The sequence below is a fragment of the Bordetella genomosp. 13 genome (assembly GCF_007679965.1).
Lineage (GTDB): Bacteria > Pseudomonadota > Gammaproteobacteria > Burkholderiales > Burkholderiaceae_B > Bordetella.
This window is the reverse complement of the sequence record NZ_VEHL01000003.1, coordinates 262,217-283,417: the sequence shown is the minus strand read 5'-3', so window position 1 is coordinate 283,417 and position 21,201 is coordinate 262,217. Positions and strand designations below refer to the sequence as shown.

Sequence of the window (21,201 nt, the reverse complement as noted above, 5' to 3'; positions counted from 1 at the left end):
ACGCTACTGCGCGCAGGCGAACGACGCAGCCAGGTTGGGATCGCCCGAACCCTTGTATCGCGGCCATTGCGGGTAATCGCACAGCGGCCGCGTGCGCCCGGGCACGCCGGCGGTGTCCGCGACCACCTGGTTGGCGGGGCTCGTGCCCTGTTCGACCCATTGCTCCAGCGCCGTCAGCGAATCCCAGGCGGCGTTGAAGGTCGTGCTGGCGGCATGGCCATAGCCGGGCACCTCGTAGTACCGCGCGAAGGACGCGACCCGCTCGGCGCCCAGCTGGCTTTGCAGCCGCCGGTAGTACTCCTCCGTGGCCCGCGTGCTGACCAGCACGTCCGACTGGCCATGCGCCAGCAGCAGCTTGCCGCCACGCGCAGCGAAGGCCGAGATGTCGGTCGAGGTGTCCAGCTTGCGGCTGAGCTCGCTGATGCGCGGGCCCCATGGCCCGGGGTTTTCCGGGTCCAGCTGCAGGGAGTCGAACGAGGGATCGCGGGTGACCGAATACTTGATCCACTGGTCCACCAGCACACTGATATACGGCGCCGTGCGCGGCATCGGAATGACCGGCTGAGTGGTTCCCAGCGCCAGCGACGTCACCACCGGCTGCAGCGGCGACAGGTTGCTGGTGATGCCCAGATCCGCGCCCCACACGTTGTAGCCCGGATAGTGCGTCTCGCCGCTGGCCAGCGCAAAGTTGAACACCGTGTCGGTATTCATGGCCTGCAGTGCCTGGATCTGCGCATCGGACAGGCAGGTATCGCCGGTATCCGCCCCGCCGGCACAGCGCAGCGGCGCGCCGCCCACCGTGGCCGTCATCGGATCGAACTGCGCATTGCATTGGCCCTGGTCGCTGATGAGGCCGTCCTGTACGCCATCGAGCGCGTCGCAGGCCTCGACGGCCGCCTGGTACACCAGCTTGCGTTTCGGCGTGTTCGGATAGGCGCCCGGCAGGGACAGCGCGCGGCTCGCGCGATGCCCGCCCAGCAGGGCCGCGGCGTCGTTCCACGCCGGATACCAGGCGATCGCGCCATCCCAGTCGGTCGGCCAGCGCTGGATGGACGCCAGCGCTTCGCGCCCGCCCGTCGAGCCGCCCGCGAAGTACGTGCGCTGCGGGCTTGCCGCGTAGTGCGCCTTGATGATCTGCATCGCCGCATCGCGCGTCTTCTTCAGGGCGTCGCCGCCGAAATTGTCCACCGCTTCGTCGTTCAGCCCCCAGGTCCCGTCCTGCGAGCCGTATTCGTTGGCCTGGTGGCCCGAGTCGCTGGCAAAGGTCGCATAGCCGCGGCCGATGGGCGTGGGCTGGTCGATCGGGCCCGCCGGCACATTGCCCCGGACATTCGGAATCGATCCATTGAAGCCTCCACCGCCGAACATCACTGCCTTCCCGTTCCAGTTCACCGGCAATGCCACGTTGAACCGGATGGCCGACGCCGCCGGACTGACCGGCGCGATGGTGCCCGCCACCAGGCAATGCGCCGGCACCATGGCCGCGCCCGTACCGGCGGCCGCGACGGGCGTCGCGCTCGACACGCTGGCGCCGGCCGTCGGCAAGCCAATGGCCGACGCGGGAATGCTGAACCCGGCCAGCTCCGCGCAGCTCAGCGTCGCGACGCCCTCATCCGGGGGGGCGTCGTCATCGTCGTCGTCGTGGCCACCGCAGGCGGCCAGCACCGCCGCCGTGGCGATCACGCATCCCCACAACAGGGGTCTTCCAATGGCATAGGGCTCTTTCATCGCTGTCTCCTCCTTGTCTTGGTATCGTCCGCGGGCGGCGGACGTGTCGCCGCCTGGGACTATGCTGGGCGCAATGACGGACGCGGGCTATGTGCGCGGCTCACACAGGAACCGGCGAATAGATGTGCATATTCGTGCGCCTGGCCGGGCCGCATGCCCGGGTTCGGATTACGGACTGCGGGGGAGGACGTGCCGCCAGACTGATGCCACGTCCGCGGCCTACGTGGGGAACGCCTTGCCGAGCGCATTAGCCTCCTGCCCACCGGCAATGCCGGCAACCGGCTGCCGAGCCAGCTCGATGAACGCCCGCACGTAGTCGATGGCGGTATCCGCCTCGCGTGCCCCCAGAAAGATCTGCTTGGCGATGCCGCGCGCGCCCAGCCGCACGGGCACCACGTCCATCCTGGCCGCGTACTCCTCGACCAGCCAGCGCGGCAGCGCGGCGACGCCGCGTCCGCTGGCCACCATCTGCAGCATGATGTCGGTGGTCTCGATGGCCTTGTGCCGCCGGGGCGTGACGCCGGCCGGCAACAGGAACTGGTTGTAGATGTCCAGGCGCTCGATGTCCACCGGATAGCTGATCAGCACTTCATGGTTCAGCTGCGCCGGCTTCACGTACGCCACCGACGCCAGGGCATGGCCCTTGGCCACGACCAGAACCTGCTCGTAATCGAATACGGGCTCGAACGACAGGCCCGGTTTGAACAGCGGGTCGGGCGTCACCAGCAGGTCGATCTCGTACCCGAAAAGCGCCCCGATCCCGCCGAACTGGAACTTCTGCTTGACGTCCACGTCCACGTCGGGCCATGCGGCCAGATACGGTGAAACCACCTTGAGCAGCCACTGGTAGCACGGGTGGCATTCCATGCCGATGCGCAGCGCGCCGCGCTCGCCCTGCGCGAACTGGCCCAGGCGCTCTTCCGCCAGGTCCAGTTGCGGCAGCACGCGGTTCGCCACCGCCAGCAGGTACTGGCCGGCCTGCGTCAGGCGCAGGCTTCGGCCTTCGCGCAGCCAGACGTCGGTACCCAGCTGCTGCTCCAGCTTCTTCATGCTGTGGCTCAGGGCCGACTGCGTCAGGTTCAGAACGCCCGCGGCGGCCGTCAACGATCCCTGCTTCTCGACCTGCTGGACGATGCTGAGGTGGATGCGCTCAAGCATTCAGATGATTTCCGCTCATGGATTAGTGAAATAAAACCATTTTACTTCATCAATCCCCAACCCTAGTATGCGATCTAACCGTTCGCGTTCCGACGAGCTTGCGCACGACTGCGACAAGGCCACGGCGACGCATAGACCAACCTTCACGACATCCAGGATGACCCGTCCACTCCGTCTCGTAGCAGTTTCCGGCGGCTTGCAACGCCCCTCCAAGTCCGCTGCCCTGGCAACGCACTTGCTGGACCTGATCGCCGACGAAATCCCGTGCGAACGACGCCTGGTCGAACTGGGACAGTTCGCAACGCAACTGGCCGGCGCGGTCTGGCGCTCACATTTGCCCGACACGGTGGAGCAGGAACTTGCCGCGGTCGAGCAGGCAGACGTCCTCGTGGTGGCCACCCCGGTATTCCGCGGCGCCTACACGGGGCTGTTCAAGCATTTCTTCGACTTCGTCCATCAGGATGCCCTGATCGACAAGCCCGTCCTGTTGGCCGCCACCGGCGGCAGCGAGCGCCATGCCCTGGTGATCGACCACCAATTGCGGCCGCTGTTCAGCTTCTTCCAGGCGCGCACCTTGCCGCTGGGCGTCTACGCCACCGACAAGGATTTCGCCGACTACCGCCTGCGGGACGAGGCCCTGATCGAGCGGGCCAGGCTGGCGGTCCAGCGGGCATTGCCCCTGGTCGCGCTGATGCGCCATCCAAGAACGGCCGTCGCGGAGGAAGCAGTGGCCGCCTGACGCCGGACCGCGCCCGGCAGCCTTCCAGCTGGCCGCCATACAGACCTTCGACCGACATACGCCCTTTGAACCTTCGCGCAGCGTGCCCTCTTCCGCCCCGCGTCGCGCAACAACCGGCCTTGAATCCTGCAAACTTCCTCGCGCAGATCGCGCACCACGCAAAATGAGCAACGAGTTCGAATTCAGCATCAAGAGCATCCGTTTCGATGAAAACTATCATCCCTCGGACAACACGCGCATCACGACCAACTTCGCGAATCTCGCCAGGGGCACCAGTCGACAGGAGAACCTGCGCAACACCTTGCGGATGATCGACAAGCGCTTCAACAACCTGGCGCATTGGGACAACCCGACGGGCGATCGCTACACCGTCGAACTCGAGATCATCTCCGCGGAAATGAACATCGGCGCTGGCGGCGGCAACGATGCTTTTCCGCTGATCGAGATACTGCAAACCAATATCATCGACCGCAAGAACAACGAGCGCATCGAGGGCATCGCAGGAAACAACTTCTCGTCCTACGTCCGCGACTACGACTTCAGCGTCGTTCTCCCCGAATACAACAACGATAAGTCCACCTTCGGCACGCCGGACAACTTCGGCGACCTGCACGGCAAGCTGTTCAAGCATTTCGTGAACTCGCGCGCCTACAAGGACCGGTTCAGCAAGCCTCCGGTCATCTGCATCAGTGCGTCGAGCAGCAAGACCTACCATCGGACCGAGAATCAGCATCCCGTCCTGGGCGTCGAATACCTGCAGGACGAGTTTTCGTCCACTGACCAGTACTTCGAGAAAATGGGGCTGCAGGTTCGCTTCTTCATGCCGCCGGGCAGCGCCGCACCCCTGGCTTTCTATTTCCAGGGCGACCTGCTCGGCCACTACACGAACCTCGAGCTGATCAGCCTCATCAGCACGATGGAGACCTTCCAGAAGATCTACCGCCCCGAGATCTACAACGCCAATTCCGCGGCGGGGAAACTCTATCGGCCCAGCCTGAAGAACCAGGACTATTCCTTGACGCAGATCGTCTACGACCGCGAGGAACGCAGCCAACTGGCCGTCAAGCAAGGAAAGTTCACCGAAGAACACTTCATCAAGCCATACAGGAATGTGCTCGAAAGCTGGGCCGCCAATTTCGCACGCTAATCACCCGCAACACACGGAACACCGATCATGAAGAAACTACTGCCCACTTCCACCGCCGGCAGCCTGCCGAAACCCTCCTGGCTGGCCCAGCCCGAGAAGCTGTGGTCGCCCTGGAAACTGCAGGACCAGGAGCTGATCGAAGGCAAGCAGGACGCCCTGCGCGTGGCGCTGCAGGAGCAGCAGCAAGCGGGCATCGACATCGTCAGCGACGGCGAGCAGACCCGCCAGCACTTCGTCACCACGTTCATCGAGCACCTGGACGGCGTCGATTTCGAAAAGCGCGAGACCGTCAGGATCCGCGATCGCTACGACGCGAGCGTGCCGACCGTCGTCGGCGCCGTCAGCCGCCAGAAGCCCGTTTTCGTCGAAGACGCCAAGTTCCTGCGCCAGCAGACGCAGCAGCCCATCAAGTGGGCGCTGCCGGGCCCCATGACGATGATCGACACGCTTTACGACGCCCACTACAAGAGCCGCGAAAAACTGGCCTGGGAGTTCGCCAAGATACTGAATCAGGAAGCGAAGGAACTCGAGGCTGCCGGCGTCGACATCATCCAGTTCGATGAGCCGGCGTTCAATGTGTTCTTCGACGAGGTGAATGACTGGGGCATTGCCACGCTGGAACGGGCCATCGATGGACTGAAGTGCGAGACCGCCGTGCATATCTGCTACGGGTACGGGATCAAGGCCAATACCGATTGGAAGAAGACGCTGGGGTCGGAGTGGCGTCAGTATGAGGAGTCGTTCCCGAAGCTGCAGCAATCCAATATCGACATCGTGTCGCTGGAATGCCATAACTCGCATGTGCCGATCGATTTGATTGAGTTGATCCGGGGCAAGAAGGTGATGGTGGGCGCCATTGATGTGGCGAGCGATACCATCGAGACGCCGGAGGAAGTGGCCAATACGCTGCGCAAGGCGTTGAAGTTCGTCGATGCGGACAAGCTTTATCCGTGCACGAACTGCGGGATGGCGCCGTTGTCGCGTCGGGTTGCGACGGGGAAGTTGGGGGCGCTTAGTGCGGGGGCGGAGATTGTTCGGAAGGAGCTCTCGGCCTGAACGTCGATCCAGAGTCTTCACCGAATGAGCTAAAAAAGAAAAGGCGCCGAAGCGCCTTTTCTTCTACCGTCCTACATTGAGCAGGATCACCCCACTCGGTCCTCAACGGGCATCATAAGTTCCTATGATTTAAGGGATTTTTAGTGGCCGACAAATCTGCACCGTCGCCATTTACAGTTCGCCTAGGAAGTCCCCAACCACGGCTACGCAATGATCGAAGCTGGGCGTGTACTCCAGCGTGGCGATGGCCTCGAACGCGGCGCGCAAGCTGGCATGCGGCGCTCGGATCTGGGACAGGAATGCCTCCCGATGGCGTAGAAGGAATGGCGTCGCTGCCAGAAGCTCTCGAGGCTCGCGCTCGATCACGAGCGCAAAGTCGAAAAGATCCCGCGCCGTGACCCGATCACCGCGGTGGTACATCTTCTTGGCAATGATTTCAGAGGCAGTCTCTACTTTGACTGCGCGACCGCCGATATCCCATGTGTCCCAGGCATCGTCCAGCAAATTGGGAGCAGCGACGAAATCGACCTCGCCCTCCTCGAACTGCAGTTTGACGAAGGTACCTGGTTGCTCGGTGTAGTCCTGCGTCAAATCCGCGGCTGTGTCGCTCAATCGCGGCGAGACAAAACCGAGGTACTGCGGGTCAGGCACGAAGATGTCGATGTCTTTGCTCAGCCGATGACGGTACCGAAACATCAGCACCGTTCCACCACCCAAGGTCCAGAAGGGGTCCGTGATGCCACCATACCGACTGATCTCGTCAATCAGCACTAGCGCCCGCGGGAACAGCTTCTCCCAGGGACCTCTGGGCAATGCTCCGGACTTCATGCCCACAGCTCGCGACGATGCACGGACAATGATCCGGCCAGCTTCGCCACGTTGCGCCAGACTTGCTTTGGTGGCTGATGCGTATGCGAGGCAGCCTCCTCCACAGCCATCACGACGACAGGCACGGGGGCCTCATCCAGCAAATGCGTCAGGTGCGGAGCAAATGAAGCAGGCACTTCTCCACTCGCCAATACCTGCTCCAGCGTCTCGGGCGCCAGTTCTTGTGCATAGCTGACACTGGCCGTCTTGGCCGCCATCCACAATCCGCGCTTCTTGCGCCGCGCCCGGGTGTCCAGCTTCGGACTGTCCAGGCCCAGCACCGCCATGATCTGCCCCACCCGGTTGACACCCAAATCGCTCAGAGTGCCGTTCTCCAGGCCGACCAGCGTCTGACGAGACAGCCCGCTCAGGTGCGCCAACTGCTCTTGGGACAGGCCCAACTCGGCGCGTCGGGTCCGCACGGCCTGGCCGATATCGGTGAGGTACATGGCAAGCTTAGATCGGGAAATGTCCAAAATTTTTATCATTTTATACCCACCTATCGAAGCCTGCAAGAAACCCAGATTCGACGGTTCACTCCTCCTGATTCGCTGTCGTAGCTCTTACCTGCCGATATTTCTAGCAACTAGAGCTAATATCGTGGCAGCGCGTAACAGGGCGTAATCCATGTTACGGCGAGGGACCACAGAGGATTCCATGGACGAGACACAACCGCAAGGTTCGGCCATTGCTGCCGAACTGAAGATTGACACAACTCTGATCGCCAAATTGAACTTGGCGGATTTTCAGAATGCGGTCCCGTTGGTCCGGGATCTATGGCTAATCAACGAAACCGACCAGACGCATGAGCAGGTCGAGTTGGTCCTGACGTCCGATCCGCCCTTCCTGAAGCCACGCCGGTGGCGGATCGACACGCTGGCGGCGGGCTCCCGCTATCCGATCCGCGATCTGGATGTGAACCTGGACGGCGGATTGCTGGCTCGGCTGACCGAAGCCGAGACGGCCGCGGTCTCACTGGCATTGCGCAAAGTGGACGCAGATGCCTCCGCCCCTGCCCTCGCGCAACGCGATATCCACCTGGAGCTGCTCCCCCGCAATCAATGGGGCGGTATCTCGCATCTGCCCGACCTCGTCGCCGCCTTCGTCCAGCCCAACGATCCAGCCGTGGATCGGCTGCTCAAGCAAACCGCCGAGGTGCTGCGCCAGAACGATCGCAATCCGGCGCTGGATGGCTACACCGGCGGCGGCAAGCGCGCCTGGGAACTGGCCTCGGCCATTTGGGGTGCCGTGGCTGGAATGCAGTTGGATTATGCCCTGCCGCCCGCCAGCTTCGAGCGGTCGGGTCAGAAGGTGCGCAGCCCCAGCCAGATCGAAAGCTCGGGCCTGGGAACATGCTTCGACCTTGCACTGCTGTTCTGCGCTGCGCTGGAGCAGGCTGGTTTAAACCCTCTTCTGGTCTTCACCGAGGGACACGCCTTTGCGGGTGTCTGGCTGCAACCGGAGGAGTTTTCCACCACGGTCGTCGACGACGTCACCGCCTTGCGCAAGCGCCTCAGGCTCAAGGAACTGGTTCTGTTCGAGACTACCCTGATCACCCAGCGTCCCACCGTCGCGTTCAGCTATGCCACTGAACGCGGCGTCCAGCAGGTTGACGAATCCCGGGATGCAGGATTCCGCTTGGCCGTGGACATCCGCCGGGCGCGACTGCAGCGCATCAAGCCATTGGCCAGTGCAGAAGCGGCAGTTGCAACGGCGTCGGACAGCAAAGAGGCACCGTCTAGACCCACCCTGCCAGTGATCGAAGACGCGCCTGACCTCCCCGACAGCGCACCGGCCAATGCAGAAGATGCCAGCCAGTTCGATCCTAAGGACCGGCTGCTTCGCTGGCAGCGCAAGCTCCTGGATCTTTCGCTACGTAATAACCTACTCAACTTCAAGTCCGGCAAGAAGGCACTCAAACTGGAAGCACCGGACCCTGGTGCGCTGGAAGACCTGTTGGCCAGCGGCCAGCCCCTGAAGCTGCGCCCGCATCCGGACCTGATGGATGGCGCCGATCCTCGTGATCAGGCCATCTACGAGGCCCGCGAACGCGAGAACGTACGCCGCGCGCACGCATTGGAGTCTCTGCAGAAACGCGAGGTTTTCGTCGGCGTTCCCGAAACCGAGCTCGATTCACGCCTGACCGAGCTGTTCCGGGGCGCCCGCACAACTTTGCAGGAAGGCGGTGCCAATACACTGTATCTCGCCCTGGGCTTCCTGTCCTGGACACGCGAAGACCGCGACGGCCAGCGCTACCGCGCTCCGTTGATCCTGGTGCCGGTCAGCCTGCAGCGCAAGAGCGCCCGCTCGGGCTTCACGCTCTGCCTGCATGATGACGAGCCCCGCTTCAATCCGACCTTGATTGAGATGTTGCGCCAGGACTTCGACCTGAGCCTGGGCGCCCTCGAAGGTGCACTGCCGCGAGACGAGACCGGCCTGGATGTCGCTGAGGTCTGGAAAATCGTCGGTCACGCCATCAAGGACATCAAGGGCTGGGAAGTCACCGAGGACGTGGTGCTGTCCATGTTCTCGTTCGCCAAGTACCTGATGTGGAAAGACTTGGCCGAGCACAGCGAACAGTTGCGCGAGAACCCGGTCGTGCGCCACCTGCTGGACACCCCGCGCGATGCCTATCCACCGGGCGCTCCGTTCCCGCAGGTGCGTGAACTGGACCAGCACTTCGATCCCAAACAAGTGTTCTGCCCCCTGCCGGCAGACTCCTCGCAGTTGTCGGCCGTGCTGGCCGCGTCGCAGGGCAAGGATTTTGTCCTGATCGGCCCACCCGGCACCGGCAAGAGCCAGACCATCGCCAACCTGATCGCTCAATCCCTGGCGCAAGGCCGGCGCGTGCTCTTCGTGTCCGAGAAGATTGCGGCCCTGGACGTCGTATACCGCCGCCTGCGCGAAATCGGCTTGGGCGAGTTCTGCCTGGAACTGCATTCGAGCAAAGCCCGCAAGCTCGACGTGCTCGCACAGTTGCAATCCGCCTGGACCAGCAGCGGCAAGGCCGATTCCGAGCAATGGAGAGCCGAAGCCGACAAACTCAAACGCTTGCGCGATGCGCTGAACATCTATGTGGAACGCCTTCACCAACGTCGCCGCAACGGCCTGAGCCTGTTCGATGCTATCGGCACCGTCAGCGCGGGACACGACGTCCCGACACTCCCCTTGGCCTGGCCCGCTGCTGATCAACACGATCATGCTGGCATCGAACAGCTGCGCAGTGCCGTGGACCGCCTGGAAGTCAATGCACAAGCCATTGGCCATTCCGCGCTGGCGCAGCACCCCCTCGCCCTGGTTGGCCAGGGAGACTGGTCGCCCACCTGGCAGCAACAGCTGATCGCCGCTGCGCGTGAGGTGCTTCCCGCCGCCCAGGCGACGATCGAATCAGCCCAGGCATTTATCCAGGCCATCGGCCTGCCCTCACCCACGTTGACGCCTGAAACCTGCGAAGCGCTGCTGCTGCTCGCTCAACGCCTGCCTTTGGCGGCGGGACATGATTGGCGCTTTGTCCTGCGGCCCGACTCACGCAGCCTGAGCCAACGCTTGCTGGAAGGCGCGGCACTGGTGCTCCGCCATGCGGAACTGAACATGCAGTTGTCCACGCCATGGCCAACCTCTGTCATGACCGCCTGCGTCGACGGGCTGGCCCTGCTCACCGAACATCGGCAGACTCATGACGAGCTTAGCGAGCCCTGGCCGGTACGCATCACCGTCCAGCTCAACCAGGCATTAGGCCTGCTGGCCCAGATCAGCGAGCATCATGCTGCCCTGTCGGCTCCCTACGGTGAGACGATCGAACAGCTTGACGTCGCCCACTTGCAGCAAATGTGGGAACAGGCCGAGCAGACGTTCTGGCCAAAGTCTTGGCTGGGTAAACGCAAGGTCACAGCTCAACTTTTCAGCGCCACTACAGGCGGCTCGCAGCCAGACGTCGCCAACGATCTGCAGCATTGGAATGCCATCCGCGTCTTGCGCCAGCAGATCCAGGCCATCGCTCTAGGCGCGGAATGTGCGGACGTCTGGACGGGACTGGACACAGAACAGGACAAGGTGCGCACGGCCCTACGCTGGCAAACCGCCCTGGCTGCCGTACGCGAAAGCCAAGCCTGGGAAGACGACGGCTTCGACGTCATCGCCAATGGCCAATGCGGAGCCACCATGCAAGCCGATCTGCAACGGGCTCGGCGACTGCGCCAACTCGACCAGGACATTGCTGCACAGGCATCGCTGGAAACAACGACCGACGGCCTATGGGCAGGCCATGCCACGCAAATCGACCGCCTGCGTGCCGCACTCGACTTCCTGAGCGACTGGCGCAGCCATGCTCAGCAAGGTGCATTTGACACCCATACCTTGGTTGAAGAAGGCGCTTGCGGCCCCAAGCTGGCACGCGACCACCAGACGCTTCGCCAGCGAGCCGATACAGAACAGGCGCTGACCGCCCTGGACGACTTGCGAGAGTCAACCGCGGGCTTGTGGAAAGGTCTCGCCACCAATCCGGATGACCTCGGACAGGCCTGCCAACTGCGGGAGGATCTGGCTGCCGTGCTGGCCCGCTTGGCCACCACGCCCGAACAGATCTCTGCCTGCAAGGCACCGCTGCATGCGCTATTGGGCGATGCCAACGCACTGCTGGAGCCAGGTGGCCACATCGCGCTGGCCGGCGCGCGATACGTGGAGAAATGGGAACAGTTGCTACCCCGACGCGAGGCACTAGCGACAACCGGACATTTTGCCGAGGCCGCCCAGACGCAGTGGCAGTCTTTGTCACTCGACGGGCTGATCGAGCAAAGTCAGTCCATCGTGCGCGCCGAACACGGTCTGCGCAGTTGGTGCGCATGGCGCCAGGCGCGCGACGAGGCGCTGGCACTCGAGCTGACCAAGCTAGTCCAGGGCATCGAGCAAGGCCAGGTCGGCCCGGACCAAGCACGCCGAACTTTCGAGACCAACTACGCGCGCTGGTGGCTCAACGCCGTGGTCGATCATGAGCCGGTCATTCGCGGTTTCGTCAGCGCCGAGCACGAACAGCGCATCCGCGATTTCCGCGAGCTCGATGAGCGCTTCACCTCCCTGACCCGGGACTGGCTGCGTGCCCGCCTGTGCGCTGACCTGCCCTCGCAGGACAACGTCAGCCGCAACTCCGAATGGGGGCTGCTGCGGCACGAGATGGGCAAGAAGCGCGCGCACCTACCCTTGCGCGAACTGATGGCCCAGATTCCCGAGGCGCTGACCAAGCTCACGCCCTGCCTGCTGATGAGCCCGCTGTCCATCGCCCAGTACCTCCAGGCCGGGGCCAACGCATTCGACTTAGTCATCTTCGACGAAGCCTCGCAGATCCCGGTCTGGGATGCGATCGGTGCCATCGCCCGCGGCCGCCAGGTCGTCATGGTCGGCGACCCCAAACAGTTGCCGCCGACTTCCTTCTTCGACCGTGCCGAATCCGGGCTGGACGACGAAGACGTCGAGGTGGACCTGGAAAGCATCCTCGACGAGTGCATTGGCGCCAACCTGCCGACACGGAATCTGAACTGGCACTACCGCTCCCGTCATGAAAGCCTAATCGCGTTCTCCAATCATGCCTACTACGACGGCGAACTGGTCACCTTTCCTTCCCCCGTCACCAACGATCGCGCGGTCAGCCTGCAGCCGGTTTCCGGCACCTATCAGAAAGGCGGCGCTCGAACCAACCCGGCCGAAGCGAAAGCACTGGTCGCCGACGTGGTGGCGCGCCTAACGGCACCTGGCTTCCGAGAAAGCGGACTAACGATCGGCGTGGTCACCTTCAACGGCGAGCAGCAAAAGCTGATCGAGGACCTGCTCGATGACGCACGACGCAAGGACCCACGTCTGGAGCCTTACTTCGCCGAGGACGAGTTGGAACCGCTGTTCGTCAAGAACCTGGAAAGCGTGCAGGGCGACGAACGCGATCTCATCTATTTCTCCATCACCTACGGCCCGGATGCCACAGGTCAACTGGGCATGAACTTCGGTCCGCTCAACCGCCAAGGCGGCGAGCGCCGGCTCAATGTGGCCATCACCCGTGCGCGTCACGAATTGTGCGTGTTCGCCAGCTTCCGTGCCGAGCAAATGGACTTGGCGCGCACCCAGGCCATCGGTGTGCGCGATCTCAAACACTTCCTGGAATTCGCTGAACGCGGCGCTCGCGCACTGGCGGAAGCCAACCGTGGCAGCTTGGGCGGCTTCGACAGCCCCTTTGAACAGGCCGTAGCCACTGCCCTCGCTCAGCGAGGTTGGCGCGTTGAGACACAGATCGGCGCGTCTTCGTTCCGAGTCGACCTTGGCATCGTTGATCCCGACGCACCTGGACGTTATCTGGCCGGTGTGGAATGCGATGGCGCCACCTACCATCGCAGCGCCACTGCGCGCGACCGCGACAAGCTGCGCGAGCAAGTTTTGCGCGGCCTTGGATGGGAAATTGTGCGAGTCTGGTCCACCGACTGGTGGATCGATCCGGCCGGCACGCTCGACAGGCTGGATGCCCGGCTGCAAGCCCTGCTCACGGCCCAGCGCCAGCGGCGCGTCGAAGAGGCCGAGCGCACAGCCGAGGCCGAGCGACTGGCGCAAGCGGCCATCGCGCAAGCCATGGCATCGGTGACGAAGCCAGACGAGGAAACAGCGCCCCCAGTCCATAACGCGGACCCGATCGCACCGGAAGTCTCGGCGACCGCTCCATCAGAGCAAGTCGAGGAAGTCTTTGCTCGTCAGGTCTCCGCAGTAGCAGCCGATGCCGATGCCGAACAAACAACGCCACGAGAAGCCTCGCTCTATCGGGTCACCGATCCCACCGAAGCTGTCGCCGGGGCCAACCCCGATAGATTCTTTGACGGTGAGTACAACGACATCCTGTCGGCCATGATCGCCCACGTCGTCGATCACGAGGGGCCCGTGCTCGACGCCCTGCTGGCCCGTCGCATTGCCCGTGCCCACGGCTGGCTGCGCACGGGCGGACGGATCCGCGAGCGCGTGTTCCAACATGCTCGGGCCCGCTATCGGACGACAGATGAGGAGGTTGGTACGTTCTACTGGCCCGAGCATCTTGCCCCCTCAACGGAGCCGCCTTTCCGGGCGCCCGCCGACGAGGACAGCGTGCGAGCGGCCGATGAGGTCAGTCTTCCAGAACTGGCTTCTCTGGCCCGTGCTGTGATCGCGCAAGGGACGGAAGGCGAAGCCGTGTATTACGCAATGGCGCGGAAACTGGGCCTTCAGCAACTACGGGCCTCCAGCCGAGCACGCCTAGAACAAGCCGTGCATTCGACAGGACATTAGGCAGACGTTCGTAAGAAGGGAACCATACCGTACCAGGAGGAACCACCATTGGACTCGGAACAGGGCCTTGCGTCGCCCCGGATAGTTCCGGTGGAGCCTGGGCCGCGGGCGTCCTCCGAGGATGGCGTGCGATTGGATGGCGGCGCCACAGACCTGCTTGATCTGTCGCGTCAGCAGCGCAACCTGCTACTCCTGCGCCCAATCTTCCAGCTCGAGCGCTACAAGACGATGCTTGGTGATGAAGGCAGTGCGGACAGGACACTGTTCCACGGTATCGACACCCACTACCTCGCGTTGTCCGCTCTCGACCTGATGATGGAAGCGACGACCATTCCAGACGACTTGAACGCGGCTCTGCCCGTAGCTGACCTGGCTGTTGTAGCGGCCGAGGATGCGCGAACCTTGCGGAATCAGCAGGAAGCGCCCGGTGGCCGTGTCATAGACCGGCTCCGTCACTGTGGCGATCACGTCGCCGGGCAAGTCCGACTTGATGCCCGTGACCAGCGCCCCGGCGACCACCGTTCCGGCCATCGCCTGATACGGCGATGCGGGCATTTGCAGGTTGCCGGAATTACGGGTTTCCGTGGTTCCGGCTTGCTGGCACGCCTCTTTCTGGTCTTGCCTGTTCTGCACGGCCGTTGGGTCGGCGGGCTGGGCCGCCGTCGAAGCCGGCCCGGCCGCCATCGGGTCGAAGGCCGCATTGGCGGCGAATCCCGGCTCGGCGGCCACCTGCGACTGCGCCACCGGCGCGGCTTGCTGGGTGCCGGTGCGGAAGAATACCGACGATGCAGCCGCTTCCTCGGCCTCATTCAACCGCGCCAGGCGTTCCGCCTCGGCCGGGTCGTGACCGGGTGTGGCGTAGGCGGCCACGGCCGGCGGCTGCAAATTCACGATGGGCGGCCCAAGGTCGCCCGGCAGCGGCGGCTCCAGCTCGGGCACCTCTGGCGGCAACGTCGGCGGCAGCTTCGAGTAGTTGGCCGGAAGCTGGTCGAGTCCTTCGGAGCGTGAAACGCGATCCACGTTGTAAAGCTCGGTCTGCTCGTTGGCCGCGCGCCGCTGCGGTTGCAACGACCACATCAGCGCGCCGAGCACGGCGACCGACAGGCCGCCGGCGAGGATAGCCAGCATGAGCCGGTTCAGCCGTGTGACCGGACACGGCTGGGCGCGTAGCGCCACCGTTTCGGGTTCGACCTTGCCCGCCTGCGGCACGGCAACGTCGGGAGTGTGGTCCTGGCTCATGGTCACTTCCTCCGCGTGCCATCCGTGCGCTCGATGCGCACCACGTCACCCCCGTCCCCGCCCAGGGGAAGTTCAGCCGCACCGAACGGCCGATCGACCATGTAGTGCTGCAGGCAGAAGCAGTAGTTCACCAGTTGCCCGTCGGCCTGCGCAGCGATTACGAACAGCGGCGAAATCCCCAGACAACGCCCGCCCCCCCCCCACCCTCGAACAGCCTCCCATCGCGAACACAACCGCTCGCCCGCGGCACGCAGGCTTCGAGCAACGGTGGCGCTACCGCTCTCTGCCGCATCGGCTCTCGCGTGGGAAACGGGCCAGCAAGTCCATCCGATTACCCAAAAACAAAAGGCGCCGAAGCGCCTTTGTTCTACCTTGCTAACTGAGCTGGGATCACTCCCACTCAATCGTCGCAGGCGGCTTGCTGCTCACGTCATAAACCACCCGATTGATCCCCCGCACCTCATTGATGATCCGCGAAGACACCCGAGCCAGCAACGCATGAGGCAACGGCGCCCAATCGGCCGTCATGAAGTCAAACGTCTGCACCGCACGCAGTGCCACGACGTACTCATACGTCCGCCCATCCCCCATCACGCCCACCGACTTCACCGGCAGGAACACGGCGAACGCCTGCGACGTCATGTCGTACCAGCTCTTGCCGCTGATCTCGTCGATGGTGCTGCGCAACTCTTCGATGAAGATCGCATCCGCGCGGCGCAGCAGGTCGGCGAACTCCTTCTTCACTTCACCCAGGATGCGCACGCCCAGGCCGGGACCCGGGAACGGATGGCGATACACCATGGCCGGCGGCAGGCCCAGCGCCACGCCCAGTTCGCGGACTTCGTCCTTGAACAGTTCGCGCAGGGGCTCCAGCAGCTGCAGGTTCAGCGTGTCGGGCAGGCCGCCCACGTTGTGGTGCGACTTGATCGAGGTGGCCTTGCCCGTCTTGGCGCCGGCGGATTCGATGACGTCGGGATAGATGGTGCCCTGGGCCAGCCACTTGGCGCTCTTCAGCTTGCCGGCTTGTTCCTGGAAGACTTCGACGAACTCGCGGCCGATGATCTTGCGCTTGGCCTCGGGGTCGGCCTGGCCGGCCAGCTTGCCCATGAATTGGTCGGTGGCGTCGACGTGGATGATCTTCACGCCCATGTTCTCGGCGAAGGTCTGCATGACCTGCTTGCCTTCGTCCAGACGCAAGAGGCCGTGGTCGACGAAGACGCAGGTGAGCTGGTCGCCGATGGCCTTGTGGATCAGCGCGGCGGCCACGGACGAATCCACGCCGCCGGACAGGCCCAGGATGACCTCGTCGGTGCCGACCTGCTCGCGGATGCGGGCGACGGCTTCCTCGACGTAGTCGGGCATGTTCCAGTCGCCGGCGCAGCCGCAGATCTCGTTGACGAAGCGGCCCAGCATGGCCTTGCCCTGAACCGTGTGCGTGACTTCGGGGTGGAACTGCACGGCGTAGAAGCCGCGGTCTTCGTCGGCCATGCCGGCGATGGGGCAGGACGGCGTGGAGGCCATCAGCTTGAAGCCAGGCGGCAGTTCGGTGACCTTGTCGCCGTGGCTCATCCAGACTTTCAGCATGCCGTGGCCTTCGGGCGTGGTGAAGTCGGCCAGGCCTTCCAGCAGCTTGGTGTGGCCCTGGGCGCGCACTTCGGCGTAGCCGAATTCGCGGTGGTCGGAGTAGCTGACCTTGCCGCCCAGCTGGTGCGCCATGGACTGCATGCCGTAGCAGATGCCCAGCACGGGCACGCCCAGCTCGAACACGGCGGCGGGCACGCGCAGCGAGCCTTCGTCGTAGGCTGAGGCATGGCTGCCCGACAGGATGACACCGCGCACGCCGGCTTCCTTCTGAGCGCGCACGAAGGCGTCGTCCACGTCGCCGGGATGGATCTCGGAATAGACGCCGGCCTCGCGTACGCGACGGGCGATCAGCTGGGTGACTTGCGAACCGTAGTCCAGGATGAGAATGCGCTGGTGCATGGTGACTCTGCCGGATGTAAATGAAGCGCACCGGCCAGAACGGGTGTCCTGCCGGTGCGTGGGTATTGCGTAAGGATAGACCGGGATCAGTCGGCGCGGTAGTTGGGCGCTTCCTTGGTGATCTGGACGTCGTGGACGTGCGACTCGCGGAAGCCCGCGGACGTGATCTGCACGAACTCGCTCTTGGTGCGCATGTCGTCGATCGTGGCGCAGCCGCAGTAGCCCATGGAGGCGCGGATGCCGCCGACCATCTGGTAGATGATGGCCAGCACGCTGCCCTTGTAGGGGACGCGGCCTTCGATGCCTTCGGGCACCAGCTTGTCGGCGTTGTTGGCCGGATCCTGGAAATAACGGTCGGCCGAGCCTTCGGCCATGGCGCCCAGGCTGCCCATGCCGCGGTACGACTTGTACGAACGGCCCTGGAACAGCACGACTTCGCCCGGCGCCTCTTCGGTGCCGGCGAACATGCCGCCCATCATGCAGGCGGACGCACCGGCGGCCAGGGCCTTGGCGATGTCGCCCGAGTAGCGGATGCCGCCGTCGGCGATGAGGGGAATGCCGGTGCCTTCGAGCGCGGCGGCCACGTCGGAGATGGCGGTGATCTGCGGCACGCCGACGCCGGCGACGACGCGGGTGGTGCAGATGGAGCCGGGACCGATACCGACCTTGACGCCGTCGGCGCCGTGATCGGCCAGGGCGCGCGCGGCCGCGGCCGTGGCGATGTTGCCGCCGATGACCTCGACCTTGGGGAAGTTTTCCTTGACCCAGCGCACGCGGTCGAGCACGCCCTTGGAGTGGCCGTGGGCGGTGTCGACGATGATGACGTCGACGCCGGCGGCGACCAGCTTCTCGACGCGTTCCTCGGTGCCGTCGCCCACGCCGACCGCGGCGCCGACGCGCAGCTGGCCCAGGGCGTCCTTGTTGGCGACGGGGTGCTCGGTGTTCTTGACGATGTCCTTGACCGTGGCCAGGCCGCGCAGCTCGAAGGCGTCGTTGACGATGAGCACGCGTTCCAGGCGATGCTTGTGCATCAGGGCCTGGGCTTCGGTCAGCGTGGCGCCTTCCTTCATGGTGATCAGGCGGTCCTGCGGCGTCATGATGTTGCGCAGGGGCTGGTCGAGGCGGTCTTCGAAGCGCAGGTCGCGGTTGGTGACGATGCCGATGAGCTTCTTGCCCTCGACCACCGGCAGGCCGGAGAAGCCATGCTGGCGCTGCAGCGCGATGGCGTCGCGGACCTTCATGTCGGGCGACACGGTGACCGGGTCGATGACGATGCCGAACTCGTGGCGCTTGACGCGGGAGACTTCACGCGCCTGGGCGTCGGCCGACAGATTCTTGTGGATGATCCCGATGCCGCCCTCTTGCGCCATGGCGATGGCCAGGCGCGCCTCGGTCACCGTGTCCATGGCGGCGGACACGAGCGGAATATTGAGGGTGATGTTGCGGGTGAGACGGGTGACGAGGGAGGTGTCGCGCGGCAACACCTCGGAGTAAGCAGGCACCAGCAACACATCGTCGAAGGTGAGCGCTTGTTGGACGAGACGCATGGGGAACTCCGGGCGCAAAGCAGGATTATACGCTTTGACGGGTTTTTTTCTAGGTGTTCTCCCTAAGGTTGACAGGGTAGTTGCCCTGATGCGGCCGGGATGTTGGCGAAATGCACCATATTTACCCGGACGATATGGCGCATCCGCCCTGCCGGCGGTCGAACCGTGCGCGGTTACACTGGCGCTTTAGGCGCCGGCCTGGCACCCGCTTTTTTCCAGATGTCCTCCAATACCCACGAAATCCGCCCCGGCCAGTCCATCGAACTGCTGAAGGCCCTGCACATCCTGACGCGCGACGGCAAGATGAACCAGGACAGCCGCCGCAAGCTGAAGCAGGTCTACCATCTGTTCCAGTTCATCGAGCCCCTGCTGAAAGACGTGAAGGACAGCCAGGGCACGGTCAGCCTGGTCGACCATGGCGCGGGCAAGTCGTATCTGGGCTTCATCCTGTACGACCTGTTCTTCAAGGATCTGCACGACGCCTCGCACATCTACGGCATCGAGACGCGCGACGAGCTGGTGCAGCGCTCGCGCGAGCTGGCCGACCGGCTGGGTTTCGGCAAGGGCATGTCGTTCCTGAACCTGTCGGTGGCGGATTCGATCGAGTCGAAGGCCCTGCCCGCCACGGTGGACGTGGTGACCGCCCTGCACGCCTGCGACACGGCCACCGACGACGCGCTGCGCTTCGCCTTGAAGAAGCGCGCCCGCCACATCGTGGTGGTGCCCTGCTGCCAGGCCGAAGTGGCCGGCGTGCTGCGCCGGCACAAGCAGGCGGCGCTGGCCGACCCGCTGGCCGAGATGTGGCGCCATCCGCTGCACACGCGCGAGTTCGGCAGCCAGATCACCAACGTGCTGCGCTGCCTGCAACTGGAAGCGCACGGCTACCAGGTCACCGTGACCGAGCTGGTGGGCTGGGAACACTCGATGAAGAACGAACTGATCGTGGCCCAGTACAAGGACCGCCCGCGCCGCAAGCCGGCCGAGCGGCTGGCCGAGATCCTGGACCGGATAGGGCTGCAGGAGCTGCGGGACCGGTTCTTCGTGCCGCGGGTGGAGACGGCTGGCTGAGTGCGGCGCGTACAGGATGTGCTTCGGTCCGACATGGGCCGTACAAGAGTCCGAAATGCAGCGGAACGAGGACGACAGGCATCAGGACGGCGTTAGCCTTACGTCGCCGGGATGCTGACCACCCCTTTCTCTTGATCAGGAATGGTGTCGCGAATGTGTCCCGGGGTCGCTGACAGGCCCAGGTCTGCTGGATATGCTGATCAGTACATCGCATCGTCTCTTTCCAGGACCCGCCGTGCGCCAAGCCATGCCAGCCTTTGACACGCTGCAGTACTCGAGCCGCCTTATCCAAGCCGGCGCAAGCGACGCCCAGGCGCAAGCGCAGACAGACGCCCTTGCGCAAGCCATGGAGACTGCCATGCAGGACTTACCGTCCAAGAACGACCTGGAACGGGCAACGACCACACTTCGCGCCGAAATCCGGCAACAGGGCACGGAGTTGCGTGGCGAAACGGCGCAATCAGCTACCCAGCTACGTGGAGAAATGAAGCAACTTTCCACGGAGCTGCGAGCGGAAATGAAGCAACTCTCTACGGAGTTGCGCGGAGAAATGACCCAACTCGGCAAGGAGTTGCGCGCAGAGATGACCCAACTCGGCAAGGATCTGCGCGGAGAAATGAAGCAGGTCTCCACAGAATTGCGTGGCGAGATGAAAACCCTGTCCGCCGATCTTCGCGGCGAGCTGGGCACGATGCGCTGGATCCTGGGCACGCTGACCGCGGGCGTCATCGCGCTGGTCGTCAAGTCCTTCGTCTGACCACGGCGGGATGGCGGAGGGCGCCACCCACCGTCCGGCTTACGTGCCGCCCCCCGCCATCAATTTCTTCCACCCCTCCAGCCCCAGCTGCTGCATCGTCTCGATGTTCTTCTCGTAGATGCTTTCGGGCTCGGGAAAGGCTTCCACCGCGCGTTCGACGCTGTCTTCCCGCAAAAGGTGCAGGATGGGATGCGGCGAGCGATTGGTGTAGTTCTCGATGTCGTCCGGGTCCGTCTCGGCGAACTGGAACCGCGGGTGGAACGTGGCCACCTGTAGGGAGCCCACCAGCCGCATCCGCTTGAGCAGCCTGTCGGATAAATCCTCGAATTCGTTGAAGTCGAGGAAATCGTCCAGCGCGTCGGGCAAGATCAGCAACGTCGTGTCGATGGCCTCGGGGTCGGCTTCATGCAGGCGCAGCAGTTCGTCTTCCAGGTCGGTCAGCACGCCCTCGGCATCGATGGCGTCGCTGACGGCGTAGCGCACCTGGTCCTTCACGTACACCGCCTTGGCAAAGGGGCACAGGTTCAGGCCGATCACGGCCTTCTCCAGCCAATGGCGCGTGGCGTCGGCCACCTCGCGGGCGGTCAGGTCATCGGGAGGCAGGATCATGCCGGTTCCTTGG

At 64.0% G+C, this 21,201-nt stretch carries 13 protein-coding genes and 2 pseudogenes; 6 read left to right on the top strand and 9 right to left on the bottom strand.

Translation table 11 applies throughout. From position 1 onward, the window contains the following. Positions 1-3 precede the first annotated feature (3 nt). On the bottom strand, positions 4-1,728 hold the full coding sequence (locus tag FS845_RS09965) for a tannase/feruloyl esterase family alpha/beta hydrolase (RefSeq protein WP_144633746.1): 1,725 nt from the start codon (positions 1,726-1,728) through the stop codon (positions 4-6). Positions 1,729-1,947: 219 nt separating this feature from the next. Then, positions 1,948-2,886, bottom strand: coding sequence for a LysR family transcriptional regulator (locus FS845_RS09960; protein WP_144633743.1), 939 nt, complete (start codon positions 2,884-2,886; stop codon positions 1,948-1,950). A 157-nt stretch (positions 2,887-3,043) separates the two neighbouring features. On the opposite strand from FS845_RS09960, the gene msuE reads away from it, so the two are divergent. From msuE to FS845_RS09945, 3 genes are all read left to right on the top strand, one after another. Continuing rightward, positions 3,044-3,625, top strand: coding sequence for an FMN reductase (msuE, locus tag FS845_RS09955; protein WP_144633741.1), 582 nt, complete (start codon positions 3,044-3,046; stop codon positions 3,623-3,625). Positions 3,626-3,788: 163 nt separating this feature from the next. Further along, positions 3,789-4,772, top strand: a complete 984-nt coding sequence (locus FS845_RS09950) for a DUF1852 domain-containing protein (RefSeq protein ID WP_144633738.1) — start codon at positions 3,789-3,791, stop codon at positions 4,770-4,772. Between the two features lie 27 nt (positions 4,773-4,799). Beyond that, positions 4,800-5,828 carry a methionine synthase gene (locus FS845_RS09945; protein WP_144633735.1) on the top strand — a complete coding sequence of 343 codons (1,029 nt, stop codon included), beginning with the start codon at positions 4,800-4,802 and terminating at the stop codon, positions 5,826-5,828. 171 nt (positions 5,829-5,999) lie between these two features. Here FS845_RS09945 and FS845_RS09940 read toward each other — a convergent pair whose 3' ends face one another. Continuing rightward, positions 6,000-6,656 carry a nucleotidyl transferase AbiEii/AbiGii toxin family protein gene (locus FS845_RS09940; protein ID WP_144633732.1) on the bottom strand — a complete coding sequence of 219 codons (657 nt, stop codon included), beginning with the start codon at positions 6,654-6,656 and terminating at the stop codon, positions 6,000-6,002. Next, complete coding sequence (locus tag FS845_RS09935) at positions 6,653-7,144, bottom strand: helix-turn-helix domain-containing protein (protein ID WP_144633729.1); 492 nt, start codon at positions 7,142-7,144, stop codon at positions 6,653-6,655. Before FS845_RS09935 ends, FS845_RS09940 begins: the two co-directional genes overlap by 4 nt. A 208-nt stretch (positions 7,145-7,352) precedes the next feature. Here FS845_RS09935 and FS845_RS09930 point away from each other — a divergent pair, with 208 nt between their 5' ends. Continuing rightward, entirely contained in the window at positions 7,353-13,985 is a 6,633-nt protein-coding gene (locus tag FS845_RS09930; protein WP_186332223.1) for a DUF3320 domain-containing protein, read from the top strand. A gap of 330 nt (positions 13,986-14,315) precedes the next feature. Here the strand turns inward: FS845_RS09930 and FS845_RS09925 are convergent. The 4 genes and pseudogenes from FS845_RS09925 to guaB all read right to left on the bottom strand — a co-directional run. After that, positions 14,316-15,224: pseudogene (locus FS845_RS09925) on the bottom strand (TrbI/VirB10 family protein); the annotation flags it as partial. A 2-nt stretch (positions 15,225-15,226) separates the two neighbouring features. Continuing rightward, positions 15,227-15,400 (bottom strand): annotated as a pseudogene (locus tag FS845_RS26805) (P-type conjugative transfer protein TrbG); the annotation flags it as partial. 214 nt (positions 15,401-15,614) lie between these two features. Further along, positions 15,615-17,207, bottom strand: a complete 1,593-nt coding sequence (gene guaA, locus FS845_RS09915; protein ID WP_144633722.1) for a glutamine-hydrolyzing GMP synthase — start codon at positions 17,205-17,207, stop codon at positions 15,615-15,617. A gap of 86 nt (positions 17,208-17,293) precedes the next feature. Then, a complete protein-coding gene (gene guaB / locus FS845_RS09910; RefSeq protein ID WP_144633719.1) occupies positions 17,294-18,754 on the bottom strand; it encodes an IMP dehydrogenase in 1,461 nt (486 codons plus the stop codon). 219 nt (positions 18,755-18,973) lie between these two features. Here guaB and FS845_RS09905 point away from each other — a divergent pair, with 219 nt between their 5' ends. Continuing rightward, positions 18,974-19,822 carry a class I SAM-dependent methyltransferase gene (locus FS845_RS09905; RefSeq protein WP_144633716.1) on the top strand — a complete coding sequence of 283 codons (849 nt, stop codon included), beginning with the start codon at positions 18,974-18,976 and terminating at the stop codon, positions 19,820-19,822. Positions 19,823-20,057: 235 nt separating this feature from the next. After that, complete coding sequence (locus FS845_RS09900) at positions 20,058-20,579, top strand: coiled-coil domain-containing protein (RefSeq protein WP_186332222.1); 522 nt, start codon at positions 20,058-20,060, stop codon at positions 20,577-20,579. A gap of 39 nt (positions 20,580-20,618) precedes the next feature. Here the strand turns inward: FS845_RS09900 and FS845_RS09895 are convergent, their stop codons facing one another. Further along, positions 20,619-21,188: a DUF1415 domain-containing protein gene (locus FS845_RS09895; protein ID WP_144633711.1), complete on the bottom strand. Its 570-nt coding sequence runs from the start codon at positions 21,186-21,188 to the stop codon at positions 20,619-20,621. Between the last annotated feature and the right edge of the window lie 13 nt (positions 21,189-21,201).

Bases quoted from the DNA above. Each gene is read 5' to 3' on its own strand.
- FS845_RS09930 (WP_186332223.1), top strand. From the start codon at position 7,353: ATGGACGAGACACAACCGCAAGGTTCGGCCATTGCTGCCGAACTGAAG.
- FS845_RS09965 (WP_144633746.1), bottom strand. From the start codon at position 1,728: ATGAAAGAGCCCTATGCCATTGGAAGACCCCTGTTGTGGGGATGCGTG.
- FS845_RS09940 (WP_144633732.1), bottom strand. From the start codon at position 6,656: ATGAAGTCCGGAGCATTGCCCAGAGGTCCCTGGGAGAAGCTGTTCCCG.
- FS845_RS09960 (WP_144633743.1), bottom strand. From the start codon at position 2,886: ATGCTTGAGCGCATCCACCTCAGCATCGTCCAGCAGGTCGAGAAGCAG.
- FS845_RS09945 (WP_144633735.1), top strand. From the start codon at position 4,800: ATGAAGAAACTACTGCCCACTTCCACCGCCGGCAGCCTGCCGAAACCC.
- guaA (WP_144633722.1), bottom strand. From the start codon at position 17,207: ATGCACCAGCGCATTCTCATCCTGGACTACGGTTCGCAAGTCACCCAG.
- FS845_RS09905 (WP_144633716.1), top strand. From the start codon at position 18,974: ATGTCCTCCAATACCCACGAAATCCGCCCCGGCCAGTCCATCGAACTG.
- FS845_RS09895 (WP_144633711.1), bottom strand. From the start codon at position 21,188: ATGATCCTGCCTCCCGATGACCTGACCGCCCGCGAGGTGGCCGACGCC.
- FS845_RS09950 (WP_144633738.1), top strand. From the start codon at position 3,789: ATGAGCAACGAGTTCGAATTCAGCATCAAGAGCATCCGTTTCGATGAA.
- guaB (WP_144633719.1), bottom strand. From the start codon at position 18,754: ATGCGTCTCGTCCAACAAGCGCTCACCTTCGACGATGTGTTGCTGGTG.
- FS845_RS09935 (WP_144633729.1), bottom strand. From the start codon at position 7,144: ATGTACCTCACCGATATCGGCCAGGCCGTGCGGACCCGACGCGCCGAG.
- msuE (WP_144633741.1), top strand. From the start codon at position 3,044: ATGACCCGTCCACTCCGTCTCGTAGCAGTTTCCGGCGGCTTGCAACGC.